Source organism: Microcystis protocystis FBCC-A270 (genome assembly GCF_050500235.1).
GTDB lineage: Bacteria > Cyanobacteriota > Cyanobacteriia > Cyanobacteriales > Microcystaceae > Microcystis > Microcystis ichthyoblabe_A.
Genome location: NZ_CP191407.1, coordinates 1,023,196 through 1,044,119, shown reverse-complemented (window position 1 = coordinate 1,044,119; position 20,924 = coordinate 1,023,196). Strand labels below are relative to the sequence as shown.

Below are 20,924 nucleotides of genomic sequence, written 5' to 3'. Positions count from 1 at the left end.
GGCGTAAATTTATTGTCCCAAGAAAAGACTGCCAGGGTAGGCATTGAGAACAAGCGACTTACTGCTGGTTGGAATAATCACTATCTGGAAACTGTTCTTGGTTGTCTTAATATTTCTACGAACTAAATGTTATTAAACTTTGGACAAAATAAAACCTAATTGGCGTAAAAGTTACACCAATTAAAATCCTACTTTTTTTGTTACTATCAGTTGCTGTTGGAAAAATCAGTTCGTTGGCTTATAGTTTATAATACCAGCTTTGTTTTTTGATTTTGCTTTGTTTGATAACGAATCAGATGACAATGGTGCGGAATCAATATTGGTTATGGCAAAACGCTCCTAAGAACCGCTATTTTTCAGCTTTTTTACGCGCTGAGAAAGAGGAGATATTGTCTCCAATTAGATTTGCGTAAAAGGGCTCTTCTAGAGTAGCTATGATATTTTAGCAGAAAATAGTCCACACAAGCTTTGCCAAGTAAGGCTCACCAGAATTAAAAAAAGCAATTTTAATAAAAAAGCTTTTTGCTTTGTTCGATCCTAGTCTATTTAAGGGTTTAGGCTCATTGAAACTACTAATTTGCCATAACCAGTCTAGGAGAACCCGTAAATTTTACGCAAATCTTTTTTTCTTTGTCCAAAGTCCAAAAATGTTAAGAATTGTGTGCGACTGCTCTGAAATCGCTATAATCATCCCAGCAGAGGCGATAGTAATCCCTCGATCATCCACTGGTTAACGATCGCTAATAATTAGACAAACTTGGTTTTCTCAAGCGGTTTCGAGACAGCGAACCCCTGAGTTTCCCGGTCGACCATGGACGGTGAGCTTGTCGAATCCGTCGATTGAGCCGCCACATTTCCACAAGCTCAATGACCACTAGCCTTTTTTCGGAGTCGATCGAACCATGTTGCAAGGATGGATTCAAATCGCGCTCACGATCCTGATAATCGTGGCAATCAGCCCCTTTTTCGGGCGCTATATGGCGAGGGTTTTCATGGAACGGAGAACCCTACTCGACCCACTGTGCGATCGAGTCGAGAGTCTTCTTTACAGCTTCGTCGGGGTGAAAGGGAAAGAGAATATGACCGGCTGGCAGTACCTCCGCGCCGTTCTCTACAGTAACGCGGTGATGGCAATTCTGGTTTTTTCCCTGATTGCGGGCCAAGAAGTCCTTCCCCTCAACCCGACGGCGATCCCCGCTCCCACTTGGGACACCACGCTACATACGACGATTTCCTTTATCACCAACACCAACCAACAGCATTATTCCGGAGAAACCACCCTCAGCTACGCGAGTCAGATCTGGGGACTCGGCTACCAGATGTTCACCTCGGCCGGAACCGGTCTAGCGGTGGGGATCGCCTTTATTCGGGGACTGACGGGGCGACCGTTGGGCAATTTCTACGTGGATCTGATCCGAGCGATCACCCGTATCCTCTTACCGATCTCGATCGTGGGGGCAATGGCCCTGATCATCGCCGGAGTTCCGGAAACCCTCGCCGGCCCGGCAATCTTGCCGACGCTAGAAAACCCCAACCTCAGTCAGGCGATCGCCCGCGGTCCAGTGGCCCACTTCGAGATTATTAAGGAATTGGGAGAAAACGGCGGGGGATTTTTCGCCAGCAACTCTGCCCACCCCTTTGAAAACCCGAACGGATTCGTCAATCTGGTGCAATTAGTGGCGATTTTATCGATTCCGTCCTCGTTAATCTACACCTACGGTGTTTTCGCCGATAATCTCAAGCAAGCTCGGTTAATCTATCTAATTCCCCTCGGTATCTTCATCGGCTTTACGATCATCACAGCGATCGGGGAATATAACGGCAACCAGGCGATTAACTCGCTGCTAGGGGTCGATCGAGCGGTTAACTTTGAGGGCAAAGAAGTACGCTTCGGTTGGGCGCAATCGGCCTTGTACGCAGTAACTACCACGGCCACCATGTGCGGTGCGGTGATCGCCATGCACGATTCCTTGATGCCGAACGGCGGCTTCGCCACCCTCTCGAATCTGTTCCTGCAAATCGTTTTCGGAGGCCAGGGAACTGGCACCGCCTACCTGTTTGCCTATCTGATCCTTGCGGTATTCGTCACCGGGCTAATGGTGGGAAGAACCCCGGAATTCCTCGGGCGCAAAATTGAGAAACGGGAAGTGGTGTTAGCGAGTTTTTTAATTCTGCTGGTTCACCCGATCGCCATCCTTATCCCCGGAGCGATCGCCCTTGCTATCCCTGATTTTCAAGGCATCAGTAACCCCGGCTTTCACGGATTATCTCAAGTTATCTACGAGTACGCTTCCGCCGCCGCCAATAACGGATCGGGCTTCGAGGGACTAGGAGATTCCCAGCCCGCACCACTTGCGATCGCGGCTGGGGCGAAACCGACGATGACCGCTCTCTGGTGGAATCTGAGCGCCTGCTTCAGTTTACTCGCCGGACGGTATATTCCGATCGCCGCCCTGCTCTTCTTAGCCGATGGGATGTCCCGCAAACAACCGGTTCCCGCCACCACCGGAACCCTCCGCACCGATACCGGACTCTTTACCGGCGTGACGGCGGGGGTGATTTTAATTCTCGGTGCGCTCACTTTCTTGCCGATATTGGCCTTGGGTCCGATCGCGGAAGCCTTTCAAATCACCCGGATGATCGGCTAGGAGTTTGGATAATTTATGAGAACGAACAGAGGAAATTCTAAGTCCCCCCGCCCGTTGCGAGTGCCGAGAGGTCGCCGGGACGACCGCCGCCATACCCCCAAGGTAAACCGGACCGGTCTCTATCAAAGCGCGATCCGGCAGTCCTTCCTCAAACTCGACCCGCGCATCGCCGTGCGTAACCCTGTCCTATTCGTGGTCTGGTTGGGAACAATCGTCACGGCCCTGGTGACGATCGACCCGCATCTATTCGGCACGATCGCCGGGGAGAGGGGACAACAACGGCTACTTAACGGCATCATCACCCTGATCCTCTTCTTGACGGTGCTGTTTGCCAACTTCGCCGAGGCGATCGCAGAGGGACGGGGAAAAGCCCAGGCCGATGCCCTACGCTCCACCCGCAGCGACACGATCGCCAGAAAAATCCTGGCCGACGGCTCGATCGAGTCGGTCAGTTCCACGGCCTTGCATCGGGGTGATCGGGTAAAACTGCTGGCCGGGGACGTGATTCCCGCCGACGGGGAAGTGATCGAGGGAATCGGTTCGGTGGATGAATCGGCGATCACCGGAGAATCGGCCCCCGTCCTCAAACAACCCGGCACCGACATCGCCAGTTCCGTCACCAGTGGCACCAGGCTTCTCTCGGACGAGTTGACAGTGCGGATCACCCAAGATCCCGGCCGGGGTTTTATCGATCGCATGATCTCCCTCGTGGAAGGGGCCGAGCGCACGAAAACCCCCAACGAGATCGCCCTGACGGTACTTCTGGCCGTGTTAACCCAGGTCTTTTTAATTGTCGTGGCCACGATTCCCTCGATCGGGAACTATATCGCCGGTTTCCTGGAAACGAGCCTCAGTCCTGCGGTTGCGGATACCTTTCGGGCCGGTTCCAGTATCGCCATCTTGATCTCCCTCCTCGTCGCCCTCATTCCCACGACGATCGGCGGTTTATTGAGTGCGATCGGTATCGCCGGGATGGATCGTGTGGCTCAGTTTAACGTCATCGCCACCTCCGGGCGTGCGGTGGAAGCCTGCGGCGACGTAAATACCCTCCTTCTCGACAAAACGGGAACAATCACCCTCGGCAACCGGCTAGCTGACGAATTTATCCCCGTCAACGGTCATAACCTCGAGGAATTAGCCCGCGTCTGTCTAGCGGCCAGCCTTTTCGACGAAACCCCGGAAGGACGCTCGATCGTTGCTTTAGCCCGGAATTTGGGCGCAAACCTCGATATCGATGGCCAACCCGGCGAGGCAATCCCATTCTCCGCTCGTACCCGCATGAGCGGCACCGATAGGGACGGGGAGGAATACCGTAAGGGAGCCGTAGACGCGATTAAAGGTTTCGTCCGTTCTAGGGGTGGTTCCGTTCCCGAGACCCTCGATGAGGCACAGGAAAGGGTTTCCCGTTTGGGGGGGACTCCCCTCGCCGTCTGTCGGGGTAACGATATCTACGGGGTGATCTATCTCAAGGACATCGTGAAGCCGGGATTAAAAGAGCGTTTCGACCAATTACGGCGCATGGGTGTGAGAACGATCATGCTCACCGGCGACAACCAGATCACGGCCTCGGTGATTGCGGCGGAGGCGGGGGTGGATGATTTTATCGCCGAGGCCACCCCAGAAGATAAGATCGAGGTGATCCGTCGCGAGCAAGCCAAGGGCAAGTTAGTTGCTATGACGGGAGACGGTACCAACGACGCACCGGCACTGGCCCAGGCTAATGTCGGTGTGGCGATGAACTCCGGAACCCAAGCGGCGAAGGAGGCGGCCAATATGGTGGATCTCGATTCCGACCCAACCAAGCTGATCGATTTAGTGACCATCGGCAAACAGTTATTAATTACCCGCGGCGCCCTGACCACGTTTTCGGTAGCTAACGATATCGCTAAGTATTTCGCCATTATCCCGACGATTTTCGCCGCTGCCGGGATCGGTGCTTTAAATATCATGGGTTTGAAAAGCGCTCAATCGGCGATCGTCTCGGCCCTGATCTACAATGCCCTGATTATCCCCGTTTTGATTCCCCTGGCACTTAAAGGCGTTCAATTTCGCCCGCTCACCGCCGACCAACTATTGCGGCGCAATATCCTCATCTACGGCGTGGGAGGCATGATTGCGCCGTTTATTGCTATTAAGATTATTGATGAGATAATTTCAGCGATCGGGTTGAGGTAATGGGAAAATCGGCAATATTTAAGCCTAGTTTATTCGGATTGAAGCACTCGAATCGGGATTTTAGCCAAAAAGAAACATGGGGTAAAAATCAATTTAACTCCTCATTTCCAGCTTCTTTGTGCGCTTACTTGGATGGGAAAGGACTGAAAAATGTATATCTGAAACTCGATGAAAATTTAAAAATTCAACCGGCGGAGTTAAGTACACAAGAGTTATACGGTCTAGCTCCCGATTCCGATAATTTATTTGGCTCTACCGAATCTGTCATGCAAAACTATTAACAACTCATGCTTGTAAAGTTTGTACAGCAAGGCTTTGAGTTTTTGTTAGATTGATATTTATCAACTTTAGAGCATTGCTGGACAGAGAGGGAGCTTGGGGAATTTTCTACAGTGTAAGTTCGGAAGAACCATTTATTTTACGCTTTCGAGAGTCAATTTAGAGAAGGGAGCAAAATGATCACAATCGATTTATTCGCTGGTTGTGGTGGTTTATCTTTAGGTTTCCAGAAAGCGGGGTTTACTATTGTGGCCGCATTTGATAATTGGATACCTGCTATAGATGTCTATAGAAATAACTTTAGTCATCCGATATTTAATGTCGATTTATCTAGAGAATCTAGCCAAGAAATATTGGCTCAATATAATCCTGAGATTATTGTCGGCAGCCCTCCTTGTCAAGACTTTTCCAGTGCTGGGAAGAGAGACGAGGGTTTAGGACGAGCGAATCTAACGCTCACATTCGCCGAAATTGTAACTGGAGTAAGTCCGCAATGGTTTGTTATGGAAAATGTGGATAGAATTGAGAAAAGTAAAATACTCACTCAAGCAAAACAAATTTTTAAAAGCCATGGTTATGGTTTAACTGAAAAAGTTATTAATTCTTGTTAATGCGGAGTTCCTCAAACTAGAAAAAGATATTTTCTGATCGGTAAAATGAAGGAAGAAGATGATTTTTTAATCGATGAAATTAATGAAAATCTATCAAGTCAACCTCTGACTGTATTTGACTATATGGGCAAAGAATTAGATATAGAATACTATTATAGACATCCTAGAAGCTATCAAAGAAGGGCGATATTCAGTATTTATGAACCTAGCCCTACTATTCGAGGAGTAAATCGACCAGTTCCCAAAACCTATCGACAACATCCCGGTGATGCTTGTCATCTTAATGAAAAATTAAGACCGCTAACAACGAGCGAGCGAAGCTATATCCAAACTTTTCCTAAAGACTTTATTTTTGCTGGAACAAAATCTAATCTAGAACAAATGATTGGCAATGCTGTCCCTGTTAATCTGGCTAGATATGTAGGCCAATGTATTCTTAACTATGAATTGAAAAAGGGAAAAAGACAACCTATCGACAACTACAGCTAAGTAAGTGGTTATAATTAAATTGAAAATAGATTTTGTCTTTGATCCCCCCTTAATCCCCCCTTGATAAGGGGGGTGTTGATCCCCCCTTAATCCCCCCTTGATAAGGGGGGTGTCTGATAATTTTTAACGCCTACCTACTTATTTTCTTGATTTACTGGCAAAAACAAATCTCCAAAAAACTCTAATTCTTATGAAAGTATCCCTTAGAAAATACCGATTTTTTTGGTATATTTTCTTAAATTTCTGTCTAACAATTCTTTTCTCCTCCATCGTTCAAGCTTCTACGGGAAGCACTATAAATAGGGGGCAATCCTTCGCATTAACCCTTTTAGGATTAGTCGCTTTTGCTTTATTTATCTACCTATTCCTTGTCATCTTTATACCGGAGAGGTTTTAATCATGAGTTTTGCACGCGATGCCGGTAGAGCCATCCGTTCTACCCTAGTTCTCTGGGTGATCACTGCGCTGATCTATCCTTTCTCGATGATCGCCATCGGTCAAATTCTTTTTCCCTGGCAAGCGAACGGGAGTTTAATTACCAATAATCAAGGTCAAGTGGTGGGTTCGGCTCTAATTGGGCAACCTTTCACCGGCGATCGCTATTTTAATAGTCGTCCGAGTACCACCGACTACAGTACGGCCGATCCGAAAAACGATCCTAACAAGATCTTGCAAACCGGAATTTCGGGAGCGAGTAACCTAGCTCCCAGTAACCCTGTATTGATCGATCGCATTAAAGGAAAACCCGATCCTGATCCGGCGAAAGCTATAGAGGGGGAGATTCCCCGATTAGAGAAAGCGGCAATTAAACCCACCGCAGCTCTGGTATATACCTCCGGTTCCAGTCTCGATCCCCATATCACCCCAGAGGCCGCCAGAGCGCAGATCGAGCGGGTGGCGCAGGTGCGGGGATTACCGACGAATCAAGTGGAGATACTGATTATCAAAAACACCGACGAGCGCTTTCTCGGCATCTTCGGCGAACCGGGGGTTAACGTGCTGAAACTGAATCTGGCTCTAGATGCGATCGCAAATTCCCAATCGGGTTTCTGATACTAAATCCGTTGATTATAGGCTACATATCAGGACAGGCATGAGGCATGAGGCATGAGGCAAAAGGGGGAATAAAAATCAGTTTTTAATAACAGGATTTAGGATCATACTAAATCCTGTTTAAAAGGTATAGGGAAGTGGCAAGTGGAAAGAGAGAGTTTGCCTTTAAAAACACCAACTTAGTGGATTTACAAACATGGGATGCAGCCGCTAAAAAACTAACTGGGAGAGGATGGTTTAGCTGATCTTACCTTGATATTCACATTGAAAACCTTGATCGCGCCAAGCTTCTAAATCAACGGAATTTAAGGGAATGACTTGCCAACAGGGGGGAGAGATTAATTGTCCGACAAAAGCCCAAATTATACTTCTAGTCACATCTAAACCAGTTTTTAGCTTTGATTCGTGATTACCAGGGATACCAATTTCTCTGACTGCATCAATTTCTACTGCTATACCGTGGGATTGCAAGTGAATTTCTGCTAACCATTTAGCGCGGGGTAAATGAGTAGGAGAAGTGACAACTTTTACTTTATGTACTCCCCATTGTTTTAAAATTGGCACGGCAAAGAAAAAATTGCCGAAGGTAGAATTAGCACACTTTTCTAACCAGACGTTAGTTTTTGGTGCTTTTGCCCGTTCAAATAGTAATAAAATACAGGGATCTTTCGAGCCTTGGGAAATTAAAATCGGTATATTGGGGTATTGCTTGGCCAGATTGGCCACATAAATTTCCCGACGAATGCTGCCCCCCAAAACTAAGATGGCATCAACGGGTTTTTGTTGATTAATTGGCCAGCGGATGGCTAAATTAATCGCTAAATTAAGTATAATAAACCCAAAAACTGCGACCAGAGTTAGTTTTAACCATTTTTGCCAATTTCGGTGTTTACGAGCAACATTTTTCGGTTTTTTCGCCATTGACTTAGAGATGGTGTAACAATTGTGCTTTGATAATTTTTTCTGTGGGGTTGAGTTTGACTAATTGTGAACCTGTCCCGTCTTTACCCGTGACTGCCACAGTTTCCACCTCTAAGGGTAGTTTTCGATTCTGATTGGTACTTAATAACACTATACTCCCCGCCCGCGCCGCTACCATGGCCGCTAAACTATCCTGTTTGTTGACGAATTGTAAAGCGGGTGAACCAAGATCGCCTAATTGTGATAGGCGTAAATTCTCGATCGCCAGTCTTTTTCCGTAACCTAATCCCGAAATCAGCAGCAGATTTTCCCGATGGGGGAGAGAAACACAGCCAGCTAGATGTTCCCCGTAGCGCAATCGCAAAATTGCTAAACCCTGGGCAGATTTACCCATAATTGGCAATAATTCCTCGCGCACGGGATAACGCAACACCCGACCGCTACTGGTGGCGATCGCTAAGTCTAGGCCTTCGTGAGTAAAAATAGCACCATATAGGCGATCATCTTCTTTCAATTTCATCAGGGACAAACCCCGACTACCAACCCCCTCTAATTCATTGATGGGAAGTCGCTTTATTCGCCCCTGTTGACTCAGTAAAAGCAATTCTTGATTTTTTTGAGGTTCTGTCAAGAAAAATTGATTTAACACGGCTTCTGACTCTTTTTGGGCGGTTTTGGTCAGCAGACTGGAGATTAACACCGGTTGATTGTCTTTTGGAGGAACTTCCCGGATAGCAATCGGGTAAGCTTTAGCATTATCGAGGATAACTAGGAAATTTTCCCGTTTTTCGATCGCCTGTTGATAGATAATTAAACCCCGGTCCGGCGCTCGCTCTTCCGGTGTCGTCCAACTAATTTTATCTTCGGCATCAAGCAATAAAATCGCATTTTCTGGGGGTTCTTGGGGCGTAAATAGGCTTAAACTCGGTGCATTCTCACTCTCAGGCTTTTTCTTAACTTTATTCTCCTGTTTTTTAACTTCTGCCTTCAAAGAGGGTGTGGGGTGTGGGGTGTGGGGTGTAGGTAAGGAAACCTCTTTCGTCTGTGGGGGTGAAAATTTTTTCATCGGGACTGTCTCCTGTTTTTTCACCACAGAATCCTGTTTCTTCCCTTCTGTCTCCTGTCTCCTGTCCCCCGACTTGCCGGTGCGAATTTTTGTCCGTCTGCTATCGGCGAATTTTTTCTTTAAAGAGCGCAATTCTTTTTTCAGAGACTTGAGAAACTCCTGACGGTTATGGAGGAGAGTTTCCAATTGTTGAATTTTTGTTTGTAATTCCGTCGCTTCCGTCTCTAACTTTTGTCTTTCCAAACCGGTTAAACGACGCAGAGGCATAGCTAAGATAGAATCAGCTTGAGGGTCACTAATGCCCAATTCTGCCTGAAAACGATACTTAGCCGTCGTCCCATCGGGAGCATTTTTGAGAATATCCACCACTCGATCGATATTCTGCAAAGCTAATAATAAACCCTCGACTAAGTGTAAGCGATCGCTGGCCTGTTGCAACTCATCGCCATACTGACGAGTGAGAGTCGTTTCTCGAAAGTGCAAGAATTCCTGTAAAACTTGTTTTAAAGACAACTGCCGGGGTTGATTATCGACCAAAGCCAGGATAATTGCCCCAAAATTATTCTGCAGCGCCGTTTGTTGGTATAAAGCGGCCAAAACCTGCTGCGGTTGACTTTCCCGCTTTAATTCAATCACCACCCGAATGCCTTCGCGATTGCTTTCATCGCGGATATCGGCAATTCCCTCCAATTTCCCTAAATTGACTAATTCGGCGATTTTTTCGATCCATGCAGCCTTATTCACCTGAAAAGGCAACTCAGTAACCACAATTGCCGTCCTTTCCCTTCGGCGCTTGCCCTCAATGATAATTGTTTCAGTTTTCGCCACTCCGCGCACGGGAATAATCCCCCTACCGGTGCGATAGGCCTCCCGAATGCCGGTATCATCTAAAATCTCGCCTCCCGTGGGAAAATCGGGACCGGGGATAATTTCTACTAACTTTTCCTCGCTTAAATCGGGATTATCGATCAAAGCGATTAAACCTTCCACCACTTCCCCTAAATTATGGGGAGGGATATTAGTCGCCATCCCTACTGCAATACCCGAACAACCATTAAGAATTAGTATCGGTAACTGAGCGGGTAAAACAACCGGTTCCTGTTGAGAATTATCAAAATTACTGCTAAAATTAACGATAGCATCGCTAATTCCCCCTAAAACCGCCTGATCACCGATGCCGGCCAAACGGGTTTCGGTATAACGCATGGCCGCCGGGGGGTCGTTATCGATCGAACCAAAGTTACCATGGCCCGATAAAAGTGGGTAACGACTGGAAAAATCCTGTACCATACGAACCAGTGCCTCGTACACTGACTGATCGCCGTGGGGATGATATTTACCCAAGACATCCCCCACCACCCGCGCACATTTGCGAAAAGGGCGATCGGGGGTTAAACCGAGTTCGTGCATAGCGTATAATATGCGACGATGGACTGGTTTTAATCCATCGCGTACATCCGGCAAGGCTCGCCCCACGATCACACTCATGGCATATTCTAGATAGGAGCGTTCCATCTCTTGGTGTAAGGCCGTGGGTATAATTTGACCAGTAGCTAAGAAATCCAGTTGTTTGGCCATGAGTCTCTCGTTTTTAATCTGTCTAGCTGTGAATCATAGGGCATTTTGCCCGTTTTAACCTTGTTTATCCCTGAGCTTCCCTATGACAACTGTTTTGATTGTAGAAGACGACCCGATAAATTTTCGCGTTTTTGCCAAAATTTTGACTAAACGAGGTGGTCTAGAGGTCAAAGGGACTGAAGACGTGGAAGAAGTGCTTCGTATTGCTCGGGACAAGAAAGCGGACGTGATCTTAATGGATGTCTCCCTCTCCCATAGTGTCTATGAAGGGAAAGCGGTAGATGGCATTAAAATCAGCCAAATTCTCAAAGCTAACCCCGAAACCGCCGATTTACCCGTTATTCTCGTCACTGCTCACGCTATGGAAGGCGATCGAGAGAATTTTCTCAAGCAGAGTCAGGCCGATGGTTATATTTCTAAACCAGTGGTTGATCACCAAGCTTTTGTTGAGCAAATCTTGGCGATCATCGATCAGAAGCCGGTCTAAGCTTTGAGTCTTCTTTTGTTAGTATATCAGTATTTATCTAGACCGGCTGCTTTCAGTTTACCCCTAACAGCTATCTCCCTAATCCTCCACTCTGCCATAGATAGCGTAGGCTCGATCGAGCGACCAGGCCCACATCTGATCCCCTAGGGAAAAATGCCACCATTCCCCCTTATGTCGGCTAAATCCCGCCTCCTTCATCACTTTAGCCAATAAAACTCGTTTTTGATGATAGCTCTGTTCTTGCGGGCTTTTTGCGGCGATATAATAATCGGGATGCGATCGCTCTCCGATCTCATCGATTTCTCCCCCCATGTCGATGGTTTGTCCCTTCTCATCCACTAGGGTAATATCGATCGCTGCTCCGGTACTATGGGGTGGCGGGGTGGCGGCATTATCACTGGGAACCGCCCAAATAGTATAAACTTCTGTTAAAATCGCTTGACTTTCTGCCTCCGATAGTTTCTCTCTGGCTAATCCTCTTGTGTCTAGGAGAGTCTGAAAACTATAATCGACCATAAATTGTTGCACTTCCACCGGTCGATAGGCATCAAAAATCAAAATTTGCCAACCGGGTTGATAGACTTGCAGACGGTTTTGAGCATCAATCAGGGGATTTAACACCCCTTGTCGCAAAAAATAGGGAGATTTACCGCGATAATTAGCTCCTAATTTCTCGTAAGCATGGGGAGAAGGGATAACAAACTTATCTGCGGGTATAGGTACTAGGGGTTCCCCACATTCACGAATAGGAATTTTTTGGTAGGGTTTCATCTCGTCATCGGGAAACAGTAATTTTATTGATGGTCAACTCGATCGCCAGTTTACGGGTAAAATAAACCCGTTATTCCTCCTCCTCATCGGTTGTAGGGAATTTCATACTGGCCCAAGTTAACTGTTTTTGTGGGTCTTTTTCCGGTTCACTAAAACTCTCCTTGAGTTGTTCTTTCACCTGAGCAATATTGCCACTTTGAGCGGCATTCTTTAGATCATAGACATAACGAGCATTTTCGATCGCTTCCTCTTTACTACGAGAACTAGACTCAAAGCATTTTTCTAGGTCTTTGTAAATACCCTTGCGAGAGATTTTTAGAAAATATTGACGTTCTGTATCGATAAGTTTAGCCAATAATTCTAGGTGCATGGAATCCTCGGCACATATATCCGCGAGGATATCCCATTCTTCACTCCCCAAAAGATTATTATCCGCTCCCGGTCGCGGGTCTTGAAAAGTTTCTCCAGTCACTTGTTTATAAATCTTCGGTAATTGGTCATCAAATTCGTGCTTTTCTTCCCTCCAAATCCGGCGAATTTCGCTGAGTTCCTCCGTGGTAATTAGGGTAATATCTTTCATCTCCTCTGGGGCATTAGTACGCACGCTCTCCTGGGCCTCTAATACCCTTCTCAGCCAATATTCCCGCCATTTTTTAGTATAAGGGCCGGGTATCGGTTCGATCGATATTTCTCCATTTAAGTTTCTTTCAAATAATTGTACTTTCCCAAAGATACGGCGAAAATCCCGTTTTGGTCGGTCATCTTCTATATCTAATTCGTTGCGAAGGTCTAAAAGTGGTTGTAACCATTCTTTTTCTTGGTCATTCTGTATCATTGCCTCCATGGATTTATCTTTATTTACCAACGTACACACCCAACAACCAAAGCGCGAATCCCCACAGCTAGGAGTGGAGGTATCTACCACGAGGGGACATTCATTATCCGCAGTCGCTCCTCGATACATTGCTAATAATTCTTTGTTGTCTCCTCCCCAGGGATTTTCCCACTGCATCAAGTACATCCATACTTCATCAGTACGCCAATCTTCTAAAGGGCTATAAATAATTGCATTGGGAAGGCTACCACTATAGCGCAATGGTTTACTAATATTCTCCTTAAGATTAAGTTGTTCTTGAAAGCTATTAATTTCATATTTATTCATTGTTGAAGCACGTTTATTACTCTCAGCCTTTCTTGTACCGAGCATAAGAATAACTTCGCCATTTTCTCGAATTTGCTGACGAATAAAATGATTTGTTGGTGTTATCTTTAGTCTTTCAGTACACCAACGAAATCCATGACGAGGTGCAGGATAGCCTTTACCAATTAAACAAGTCCAAAAAGTATCTTTTATTTCTGGGCGTAATAAATAAGGTTCTACAGGCATCTGCTGCATTTTAGCTTCATTTTTCATTCTGGCTAAAGATTGTTTAACCCAAGTAGATACAAGAGGATTTTCAACTTGAGTATCTGTAGTCATTACATAAATTTTTTTATGACGCTCCTCGATGGAAAGTTTGCTGATTGCATTCCAAATTAACTGAACAACAGCACTACTATCTTTTCCTCCTGAGTAACCTATAACAAATGGAATACTGTTAGAAAGATATAAACTTTGAATTTCTTTTGTAATTATTTCAACGTCTATAACAAAGTCATCAACAGTTCTAGAAGGAAAAATATTTATCTGTGTTTGCTCGCCAAAAATAACATTATTTCTCATAAATTTAACCTTTAAATATATTATCTCTATGCCATTTTACGGATTCAAGATTAGGCAGATATTCGTGATTATCAGGCAGTATAAGATTCTCACCATGAAAATCTTTTATAGACTTTGCGTTCGGTGAAACTTCTTCAAAATCTTCTGTGATAATAATTTTGTATTGATTATCAATTGTGAATAATCCTTGATCAAATGCCCAATGATGATTTTTACACAGAGATAAACCATTGTTTATCTGGTTATTATAGAATTTAGCAAAAGGTTTGATATGTGCGCCATCGACAATACTTTGTGTCAAGGAGTGGTTTACTTTAAGACCACAAAAAGAGCATTGATAATTATATATATAAACGACTGCTTTACGAAAAAAAGCACTTCTTATTAAAGATTTTCGTAGGTAGAATTTTTTCTCCTGTTCTACATTATCGAATATTGATAATTCTTCCGTACTTACATCCTGCAAGTTAGTGTTAATAGTCAATATTTCACTAATTTCTTTTTGAGATGATAAAAACCATACTGATATTAAAGTGTCTATTAATTCTTGACGATAATTTTGGTCTTGAAGCAAATTATATAAATCCTCATCTAATGAGGCATATTCTACAGCTAATTTGAGTTTTTTCATTGACTTTGGCTGTAGCCCATTAAAATCTGGCTTTAATCTTAAATACCAGAATCCTTCGCTTTGTAAGTGAAAAAATGGATAATACAACCCCCCCTCGTATTGAGACGATAAAACATTCCAGTATCTATTAAATGTATTAATTAATTCATCCGAAACAAAAATTTTATTCTCCGTGATTAATCCCTGTGAAATTAGATCGATAACTGATAAAAGTAAAATTGGTTTATATTGAGCATTACCTCTTTTTTTACTAACATTAACATTCAAAGATGCGAATCTTTCACAATAATATTTTAAATTGCGTAGGGGAAGACTATCGACCATAGGGGGGGGAGATATGCGGATAAAAAAAGGAAACCATTACCAGCATACAGAAAAACATCCCACCGAGAGAGAAAAATATAGAAAGCCTAGAGAGATAGTGATAATAACATCGATCGAGCGCGGCTGACGAGCAATCACAAAAAGGTAGAATATATGTACTTAAAAGCGGGCTTGTGGGGGAGTAGTTAACCTAAATTAGGGCTGGCTGAATATCAGTGAAAGCCTTACCAGAAAAGGGTTTTGTTACTTTTTCAGCCAAAAAAGTGCCAGAAACAAACGTTGAGAAATCGATCGGAGGGACTCAAAACCCTGGCACTTTTATGAGCGAACGCCAGATAAAATTGAGAAACTAAGGGACGAAACTACCATTTTGCCAACTGTGTGGCTCCTAGATTCTCTCTGGGGAACTATACAGCAAACCCTAATTAAGTTTTCTTGATCGAGAAGAATATCACGATACTGGCCGGCAAGTTCTACATTGCCTGAGCGTAATGGATGCACCAAAACTTCCGTCAGCGTCAACGTAGAGGTAACAGCTAACTCTTTTGATAAGCGAAGTTGCTCGTCTGGGGTGAGATTCTCAACTTGCCGGCGAACATCTTGATAGGTAGTCATGCTCTTTACTCCCTGTTTCTTCCATTAATCATGTCATATTGCCCACAGATCACGGCTCCAAAAAGTAAGGTAAAATGCCCCCATATTTGTCTATATCCGATCGCACTCCCGTCCGTCGCTGTGCCTAGAGGTTTTTAAGTAGGTAGGCGTTAAAAGTTGTCAGACACCCCCCTTATCAAGGGGGCTATCCATTAGTCGGATCTTTCTTAACAAAAAGAGAAGAAACTTAAAAAAAGGGGAAACGATTGATAGGTATAGTTTTGAAAGAAGGAATTAAGGTGGAGGTAAGCAAAAAAATGGAGAAATGGGCAGCCCAAGAATTACAATATGCAGACCTGGGGGACACCAGAAGAAAGAAAAGGTTAATCAGTATCGTAGAAAACTTGGCCAGCCAACCTAGTACAAGTGTGCCACAAGCTTCGGGAAATCTAGCCGCAGCGAGTGCCACCTACGACTTTTGGAATTCCCCCTATTTTCACCCCTCAGATATAATTGCCGCCCAAGCCAAAAGTACAGTAGAAAGAATCAAAGAACATCCAATAGTTTTGGCAGTGCAAGACACAACAAGTTTAGACTTTACGACGCAAAAAGCAAAAAAAGGAATGGGTTATCTAGATTATAAAAAATCCTTTGGTCTCAAAGTTCATACCACCTTAGGAGTGTCAGCGCAAGGAATACCTTTAGGACTGATTAATCAATATGTCTGGGCAAGAGAAGAAAAGAATTTAGGGATTGCCAAGCAAAGAAAAAAAAGAGAAACCGAAGAAAAAGAAAGTCAAAGATGGTTAGAGTCTGTATCAGAAACACAACAACAAATACCCGAAGATATTCAAGTAGTAACAATCGGAGATTGTGAGGCAGACATATTTGATTTATTTGCCCAATCAAGAAGTCCTAACTCTCATTTATTAATCCGAGGAACTCATAACCGAAAAGTTAACTATCTCGAAGACAAGCAAAGGTCAGGGCATCCAGAACCTAAATATTTACATCAATCCATCAGAGAAATAAAAGCCTGTGGTAGCCTAGATGTGCAAGTAAAACGCAATCCTAATCACGAGGCTAGACTAGCTAAACTAACAGTTAGATTTGCCAGTTTTGAAATACAAGTACCTAAGCATCACTCGAAAGCGAACCCTCGTCAACCGGTCAAATTACAGGTAATTTTAGCTGAAGAAGAAAATCCGCGTCCTGGAGTTAATCCTATCAGTTGGCTCCTCTTAACTAGCCTAGACATTAGTAGCTTTGAATCAGCGATAACCTGTGTGCGCTGGTACAGTTATCGCTGGTTGATAGAACGCTATCATTTTGTTTTAAAAAGTGGTTGTGGATTAGAAAAACTGCAATTAGAAACGGGTCGTAGAATTGAGATGGCCTTAGCTACCTATTCAATTGTAGCTTGGAGATTACTCTGGTTAACCTATCAAGCACGCTTACACGGAGAGGAGAGTTGTGAAAGTTTTTTGGAAGAACATGAATGGCAATCTTTGTGTGCCACTATTCATAAAAAGAGTCCGCCACCTGAAAAGCCGCCCTCCTTTCGAGAAGCGGTCAGAATGATTGCTTCTCTTGGGGGGTTTTTAGGTAGAAAAGGTGACGGTGAACCAGGTGTTAAAACTATTTGGTTGGGACTGCGAAGGTTACATGATATCAGCCAGACTTGGAAACTATCTCATCAAATTAGTCCCCCCATAGAACCCCCTTGAGCCATCTTGCACACTTTTCTCTTTTTGTCAAATTTTATGTTAAGAAAGATGTGACTAATGGATAGATCAAGGGGGGCAGGGGGGATCGAACCTAAAATCCATTTTTAATTTAATTATAACCAGCTACTTAGCTTATAATCATTGACTTGAATCAATGACCATGGTGTGTTCCCCAAAATCGATCGCTGCAGCGGTAGGACTCGCATCAGGGAACGAATCTTACTAAATCGGCGATCATACTATTCCCAAGTTAGAGTTATACCTTCTAGGTTACATACTCTCTGAATAGTTTCTAGTTTACTCTCAGTCAATTTCCCAAATAGGTGAACTCTCATTTTATGCTTGGGATAATACTGTCCATAACTCTTGATTTGCCCGATCGCTGATTTCCAGCCTTTTGTATTTTTAACTTCAATTATTTCCGTATTAGTTAAGACATCTATTCTACCTACCTTATCAATGTAAACCTCGGTTTTTCCTCCTAATTCTCTAGCCAGTTTGTCCCGATACCAAGCCTCTGTCCCCTTTACAGGAGTATTTATCTCCGGCTCAATAACTATGCCATTAACCTGATTAATAAAGTCCCGAATTGCTCCTCTTACTAATTTTTGAGCAGCATTGGGGGAATGTCTTTTCCGTTTAGCCATTACTTACTCAGTGAATAATTTAGAGATCCCATACCCAGCCAAACCAATTACTGCTCCTACTGCCGCTACGGGAGCCATCGTCACTGCAACTGCCGTCCCTCCTACTGCTAATCCCATACCCCCAACCAATGCTGATATGCCGGCTCCAGCACCCGCACCAATTGCCGCTGCTCCAATTGCCGTTGCGTCTTGTTCTTCTATTGCTTTTTTGGTTCCGTAAACTGCTGTGCCGACCACTGCTCCTGCTGCTGCTACTGGAGCCATACCGACTCCTAGAGCAGTTCCTCCTACAGCAAGTCCCATACCGCCAACTACTGCCGATGCACTAGCTCCAATCGCTGTACCCACTCCCACTGAAATCATTGCTTCTTGAAATTCTTCTGGCTTATTTTTGTCCGTCATTATTTTTTGCCTCATTAGCTTTGGGTAATTATGAAACTCTAGCATAAGACAGACAAGCCGTGAACCATAACAAGCCAGGCGTTAAGGCGCATAAGTGCCAGTCAGGTGCATACAGTTATTAGCTGGCTTCTGGTATTACCAGCCACTGATTGTCTGAGATTTCCAAGGTTTTGAAACAACAGCGAAACGCTTTGCCTATCGGGCTGCAGGCATACACTCCGATTTGGCAATCGTCGGCTATCTTGTGTAAGTGTGTGATCCGCATTTGCAGCCAAGCCTGCCCATCATAAGAATTCTCTAGCAGAAAATCGCTCCCCCGTTTACTGATGCGATACCACATTTCGCGGTATCGTGAAGAAATGTCTTGCGTTGCCCAATCAGAATATCCCAAATTGGTCACCACAGAACCAAGCCGACTAGCTTGTTCGCTTTCATATTCGGTGGAAACTTTTATCCAATTCTGACTGTTAATCCGCACCATTAGGCCACATTGATCATATTTTTCCCGAGGCTGAAATTCTACTTGGGTCATTAGGGAAAAATCGCCAACTTGTCGCATCAATAAGCAATGCCCATCGTCTCTTTGAAAACCATAGTGTGTGTTTTGCCAAAAATCAGTTTTTTCATCTGTAGAAATTTCCAAGCCATTACCCAAACGATAATGCGTCGGCTCGTTGAGCCAGTAAAAATCATCTGACAATGCTGGCTGTAAAAAATTTTCACTAAGTCGCATAATATCGCTCCTAATCAGATACATCGTGATATTACGAGGCCAGCTAACCATTAATTATACAGAAACTTTCCGAATAACCAGAGTAAGGATATGGGGAAACTTTCGGCATATCACCCCGTTTTGTGGATTACTGACAATCAGCTGAGATACAAAGAACTTTTCAGCGACCATATCACTAATTCTTCAATCTGACTGCACTTCGTAACAAAAATTTACAATTATTCGACGGCACTCGCACTCCCGTCCGTCGCTGTGCATAGATGTTTTTAGTTTATTATCATTTGCTTAAATCAATGTTTAAGGAACACACCCTACCATATCTGCACTGAGTTCCGTTGTTGCCTTGTTAGGATTAGGAGGATTAGGGTTAGTCTCTAGCCTGACCAAGCGAAAATAGAAATAGTAGGGTGAGCATTGCCCACCTTACCGCTTTTTCGGTCATAATAAATCCGAATTAGGGCGAACTGTAGTAGAATAGAAACCGAACCTCTTAAGCAGGGTTTATAAGGATGTCCAGACGAGACGATCTACATTTATCATTACGTCATACTTTAGAAAAAGAAGGTTGGAAAATCACTGATGATCCTTTAATTCTAACCTTAGAAAAAACCTTGCTTAAAGCTGATTTAGGAGCAGAAAAGTTTTTTGCTGCGGAAAAAGAAGAACGTAAAATTGCCGTAGAAATCAAAGACTTTGATACGCCTTCAGTTATCAGTGAATTAGAAAAAACAATAGGACAACTTCAATTATACCAATGGGCTTTAGATTCACAAGAACCTGAAAGAAAACTTTTTTTGGGCATTAGTCAAGCGGTTTATTTAAAACACTTCAAAAAAGCTATTTTCCAACTGGTTATTAAACGTAATAGAATCAATTTAATTATTTATAATCCTCAAAAGGAGATAATTTGCGAATGGATAACACAGTAAATTATGCCGATATTCTGACTCAAGTTATCAGAAAAGAGTCGGCGATGCAACCTCGATTACAAACCCTTAAAATTACCCCAGTTTGTGATCCAGAATCAGGCAACTTTTTAATAATTATGACTGGTTGGGAAAAAGAAGCATGGATTAATACAATTTTATTTCACGCTCGTTTATTGAAAAATAAAATTGTCATTGAAGATGATAATCTTGAAGAAGGATTAACAACCACTTTAATTCAAGCTGGGATTCCCCCAGAAGATATTATTACTGGACTTTCCCTAGAGTAAGGCAGGCATTACCCACCTTAGCGATATCGCAATGAATGTTAGGAAAAATTATCTAAATGCTTCAATTCTATCTAAATAGACATTAACTAATTTATGTTCAATAACCAAAGCTTCAACTTCTGGCCAAATACGAGCTAAAAACTGATGAAATTCTCGTTTTCGTATATTGCCAAAACGGAGATGTACTACTTTGGGTGCAAAAAAATTAAGCATTAGTTGATCGAAAAAGTCTGTATCTTTCGTAACAATAACCAGTTTTTTATCCTTTGCATATTGCCAAATTTCCGTATCCCTTGGACTTCTCCCTAAAAATGATCGGTAAAGATGGAGTGAACAGGATTTTAGCTGGTAAATTTTCATCAAAGAAAAAACCATTCATGCAATTTTTCTGACTTCATAGTGATTCGCCATCAATCTTGCTGCAAATTGCATACAGGCATAAATATCTTCTCGATTCAGAGAAGGATATTCTTCAATTACTTCTTCAATAGAATCCCCTGATCCTAAAAATTCCATAACTGTTTGCACCGGAATTCGGGTTCCAGCTATAACAGGTCTTCCATTACAAATATCTGGATGGATATGGATACGACTTTCCATTAAGGTTTTGTTACCTCTTTGATGACCTTAAGTAAACTTATTATACCCTTTCATGGTAATAGGTGAGGATGTTGGGGTTCCTGAAAATCGATCGCTGCAGCGGTAGGACTCGCATTAGGGAACGCACCCTACCATATCTGCACTTCGTAACAAAAATTTACAACCCCATCATAAGCGATCGCACTCCCGTCCGTCGCTGTGCCTAGACGTTTTTAGATTATTATCATTTACTTTAATCAATGTTCAAGG

The 20,924-nt window shown here is 43.8% G+C and carries 19 protein-coding genes and 2 pseudogenes; 10 read left to right on the top strand and 11 right to left on the bottom strand.

The window, feature by feature from the left end; translation table 11 throughout:
- The first annotated feature begins 902 nt into the window (after positions 1-902).
- The 6 genes and pseudogenes from kdpA (at position 903) to kdpC (ending at position 7,255) form a co-directional block, all read left to right on the top strand.
- Positions 903-2,648, top strand: coding sequence for a potassium-transporting ATPase subunit KdpA (kdpA, locus tag ACQY1X_RS05120; protein ID WP_002774504.1), 1,746 nt, complete (start codon positions 903-905; stop codon positions 2,646-2,648).
- Between the two features lie 15 nt (positions 2,649-2,663).
- Positions 2,664-4,823 (top strand): potassium-transporting ATPase subunit KdpB, encoded by a 2,160-nt coding sequence (kdpB, locus tag ACQY1X_RS05115; RefSeq protein ID WP_430014102.1) that lies wholly within the window; start codon positions 2,664-2,666, stop codon positions 4,821-4,823.
- Positions 4,823-5,065, top strand: a pseudogene (locus tag ACQY1X_RS05110) (HindVP family restriction endonuclease); the annotation flags it as partial. The gene kdpB and the pseudogene ACQY1X_RS05110, both read left to right, overlap by 1 nt.
- Before the next feature lie 213 nt (positions 5,066-5,278).
- Positions 5,279-6,202: pseudogene (locus ACQY1X_RS05105) on the top strand (DNA cytosine methyltransferase).
- 190 nt (positions 6,203-6,392) lie between these two features.
- Positions 6,393-6,599 (top strand): potassium-transporting ATPase subunit F, encoded by a 207-nt coding sequence (locus tag ACQY1X_RS05100; protein ID WP_430015451.1) that lies wholly within the window; start codon positions 6,393-6,395, stop codon positions 6,597-6,599.
- A gap of 2 nt (positions 6,600-6,601) precedes the next feature.
- On the top strand, positions 6,602-7,255 hold the full coding sequence (gene kdpC, locus ACQY1X_RS05095) for a K(+)-transporting ATPase subunit C (protein WP_430015450.1): 654 nt from the start codon (positions 6,602-6,604) through the stop codon (positions 7,253-7,255).
- Positions 7,256-7,492: 237 nt separating this feature from the next.
- Here the strand turns inward: kdpC and ACQY1X_RS05090 are convergent, their stop codons facing one another.
- Together ACQY1X_RS05090 and ACQY1X_RS05085 are read right to left on the bottom strand one after the other, a co-directional pair.
- A complete protein-coding gene (locus tag ACQY1X_RS05090; RefSeq protein WP_002734010.1) occupies positions 7,493-8,176 on the bottom strand; it encodes a YdcF family protein in 684 nt (227 codons plus the stop codon).
- Positions 8,177-8,180: 4 nt separating this feature from the next.
- Positions 8,181-10,820: a DNA gyrase/topoisomerase IV subunit A gene (locus ACQY1X_RS05085; RefSeq protein WP_430014100.1), complete on the bottom strand. Its 2,640-nt coding sequence runs from the start codon at positions 10,818-10,820 to the stop codon at positions 8,181-8,183.
- Positions 10,821-10,902: 82 nt separating this feature from the next.
- On the opposite strand from ACQY1X_RS05085, the gene ACQY1X_RS05080 reads away from it, so the two are divergent.
- Positions 10,903-11,307 (top strand): response regulator, encoded by a 405-nt coding sequence (locus ACQY1X_RS05080; protein WP_002744345.1) that lies wholly within the window; start codon positions 10,903-10,905, stop codon positions 11,305-11,307.
- Positions 11,308-11,385: 78 nt separating this feature from the next.
- Here the strand turns inward: ACQY1X_RS05080 and ACQY1X_RS05075 are convergent, their stop codons facing one another.
- The 4 genes from ACQY1X_RS05075 to ACQY1X_RS05060 all read right to left on the bottom strand — a co-directional run bounded on the left by ACQY1X_RS05075 (position 11,386) and on the right by ACQY1X_RS05060 (position 15,371).
- On the bottom strand, positions 11,386-12,078 hold the full coding sequence (locus tag ACQY1X_RS05075) for a M15 family metallopeptidase (RefSeq protein WP_430014099.1): 693 nt from the start codon (positions 12,076-12,078) through the stop codon (positions 11,386-11,388).
- A 70-nt stretch (positions 12,079-12,148) separates the two neighbouring features.
- The gene (gene dndC, locus ACQY1X_RS05070; RefSeq protein WP_430015449.1) at positions 12,149-13,801 is read right to left on the bottom strand and encodes a DNA phosphorothioation system sulfurtransferase DndC; all 1,653 of its coding nucleotides are present in this window, start codon (positions 13,799-13,801) and stop codon (positions 12,149-12,151) included.
- 4 nt (positions 13,802-13,805) lie between these two features.
- Positions 13,806-14,756: an HNH endonuclease gene (locus tag ACQY1X_RS05065; protein ID WP_016514284.1), complete on the bottom strand. Its 951-nt coding sequence runs from the start codon at positions 14,754-14,756 to the stop codon at positions 13,806-13,808.
- 318 nt (positions 14,757-15,074) lie between these two features.
- Positions 15,075-15,371 carry a hypothetical protein gene (locus ACQY1X_RS05060; RefSeq protein WP_430014098.1) on the bottom strand — a complete coding sequence of 99 codons (297 nt, stop codon included), beginning with the start codon at positions 15,369-15,371 and terminating at the stop codon, positions 15,075-15,077.
- A gap of 296 nt (positions 15,372-15,667) precedes the next feature.
- On the opposite strand from ACQY1X_RS05060, the gene ACQY1X_RS05055 reads away from it, so the two are divergent.
- Positions 15,668-17,077 carry an IS4-like element ISMae7 family transposase gene (locus ACQY1X_RS05055; RefSeq protein WP_430014668.1) on the top strand — a complete coding sequence of 470 codons (1,410 nt, stop codon included), beginning with the start codon at positions 15,668-15,670 and terminating at the stop codon, positions 17,075-17,077.
- A 239-nt stretch (positions 17,078-17,316) separates the two neighbouring features.
- Here the strand turns inward: ACQY1X_RS05055 and ACQY1X_RS05050 are convergent, their stop codons facing one another.
- The 3 genes from ACQY1X_RS05050 to ACQY1X_RS05040 form a co-directional block, all read right to left on the bottom strand.
- Positions 17,317-17,724: a hypothetical protein gene (locus tag ACQY1X_RS05050; RefSeq protein WP_130757902.1), complete on the bottom strand. Its 408-nt coding sequence runs from the start codon at positions 17,722-17,724 to the stop codon at positions 17,317-17,319.
- Positions 17,725-17,727: 3 nt separating this feature from the next.
- Positions 17,728-18,126, bottom strand: coding sequence for a hypothetical protein (locus ACQY1X_RS05045; RefSeq protein ID WP_430014097.1), 399 nt, complete (start codon positions 18,124-18,126; stop codon positions 17,728-17,730).
- Between the two features lie 118 nt (positions 18,127-18,244).
- On the bottom strand, positions 18,245-18,859 hold the full coding sequence (locus ACQY1X_RS05040) for a DUF1349 domain-containing protein (RefSeq protein WP_430014096.1): 615 nt from the start codon (positions 18,857-18,859) through the stop codon (positions 18,245-18,247).
- 509 nt (positions 18,860-19,368) lie between these two features.
- Here ACQY1X_RS05040 and ACQY1X_RS05035 point away from each other — a divergent pair.
- Both ACQY1X_RS05035 and ACQY1X_RS05030 read left to right on the top strand, forming a co-directional pair.
- Entirely contained in the window at positions 19,369-19,788 is a 420-nt protein-coding gene (locus ACQY1X_RS05035; RefSeq protein WP_002732677.1) for a XisH family protein, read from the top strand.
- On the top strand, positions 19,773-20,075 hold the full coding sequence (locus ACQY1X_RS05030; RefSeq protein WP_002734790.1) for an element excision factor XisI family protein: 303 nt from the start codon (positions 19,773-19,775) through the stop codon (positions 20,073-20,075). Before ACQY1X_RS05035 ends, ACQY1X_RS05030 begins: the two co-directional genes overlap by 16 nt.
- Before the next feature lie 48 nt (positions 20,076-20,123).
- Here the strand turns inward: ACQY1X_RS05030 and ACQY1X_RS05025 are convergent, their stop codons facing one another.
- Both ACQY1X_RS05025 and ACQY1X_RS05020 read right to left on the bottom strand, forming a co-directional pair.
- Positions 20,124-20,450, bottom strand: coding sequence for a DUF5615 family PIN-like protein (locus tag ACQY1X_RS05025; RefSeq protein ID WP_430014095.1), 327 nt, complete (start codon positions 20,448-20,450; stop codon positions 20,124-20,126).
- A complete protein-coding gene (locus tag ACQY1X_RS05020; RefSeq protein ID WP_287700677.1) occupies positions 20,451-20,675 on the bottom strand; it encodes a DUF433 domain-containing protein in 225 nt (74 codons plus the stop codon). It abuts the gene before it with no gap.
- Positions 20,676-20,924: the final 249 nt, after the last annotated feature.

Coding starts and splice junctions, on each gene's coding strand:
- ACQY1X_RS05055 (WP_430014668.1), top strand. CDS start 15,668: ATGGAGAAATGGGCAGCCCAAGAATTACAATATGCAGACCTGGGGGAC.
- kdpC (WP_430015450.1), top strand. CDS start 6,602: ATGAGTTTTGCACGCGATGCCGGTAGAGCCATCCGTTCTACCCTAGTT.
- ACQY1X_RS05085 (WP_430014100.1), bottom strand. CDS start 10,820: ATGGCCAAACAACTGGATTTCTTAGCTACTGGTCAAATTATACCCACG.
- ACQY1X_RS05040 (WP_430014096.1), bottom strand. CDS start 18,859: ATGCGACTTAGTGAAAATTTTTTACAGCCAGCATTGTCAGATGATTTT.
- dndC (WP_430015449.1), bottom strand. CDS start 13,801: ATGAGAAATAATGTTATTTTTGGCGAGCAAACACAGATAAATATTTTT.
- ACQY1X_RS05075 (WP_430014099.1), bottom strand. CDS start 12,078: ATGAAACCCTACCAAAAAATTCCTATTCGTGAATGTGGGGAACCCCTA.
- ACQY1X_RS05020 (WP_287700677.1), bottom strand. CDS start 20,675: ATGGAAAGTCGTATCCATATCCATCCAGATATTTGTAATGGAAGACCT.
- ACQY1X_RS05090 (WP_002734010.1), bottom strand. CDS start 8,176: ATGGCGAAAAAACCGAAAAATGTTGCTCGTAAACACCGAAATTGGCAA.
- ACQY1X_RS05030 (WP_002734790.1), top strand. CDS start 19,773: ATGGATAACACAGTAAATTATGCCGATATTCTGACTCAAGTTATCAGA.
- ACQY1X_RS05035 (WP_002732677.1), top strand. CDS start 19,369: ATGTCCAGACGAGACGATCTACATTTATCATTACGTCATACTTTAGAA.
- kdpA (WP_002774504.1), top strand. CDS start 903: ATGTTGCAAGGATGGATTCAAATCGCGCTCACGATCCTGATAATCGTG.
- ACQY1X_RS05050 (WP_130757902.1), bottom strand. CDS start 17,724: ATGGCTAAACGGAAAAGACATTCCCCCAATGCTGCTCAAAAATTAGTA.
- ACQY1X_RS05080 (WP_002744345.1), top strand. CDS start 10,903: ATGACAACTGTTTTGATTGTAGAAGACGACCCGATAAATTTTCGCGTT.
- ACQY1X_RS05045 (WP_430014097.1), bottom strand. CDS start 18,126: ATGACGGACAAAAATAAGCCAGAAGAATTTCAAGAAGCAATGATTTCA.
- ACQY1X_RS05060 (WP_430014098.1), bottom strand. CDS start 15,371: ATGACTACCTATCAAGATGTTCGCCGGCAAGTTGAGAATCTCACCCCA.
- kdpB (WP_430014102.1), top strand. CDS start 2,664: ATGAGAACGAACAGAGGAAATTCTAAGTCCCCCCGCCCGTTGCGAGTG.
- ACQY1X_RS05065 (WP_016514284.1), bottom strand. CDS start 14,756: ATGGTCGATAGTCTTCCCCTACGCAATTTAAAATATTATTGTGAAAGA.
- ACQY1X_RS05025 (WP_430014095.1), bottom strand. CDS start 20,450: ATGGTTTTTTCTTTGATGAAAATTTACCAGCTAAAATCCTGTTCACTC.
- ACQY1X_RS05100 (WP_430015451.1), top strand. CDS start 6,393: ATGAAAGTATCCCTTAGAAAATACCGATTTTTTTGGTATATTTTCTTA.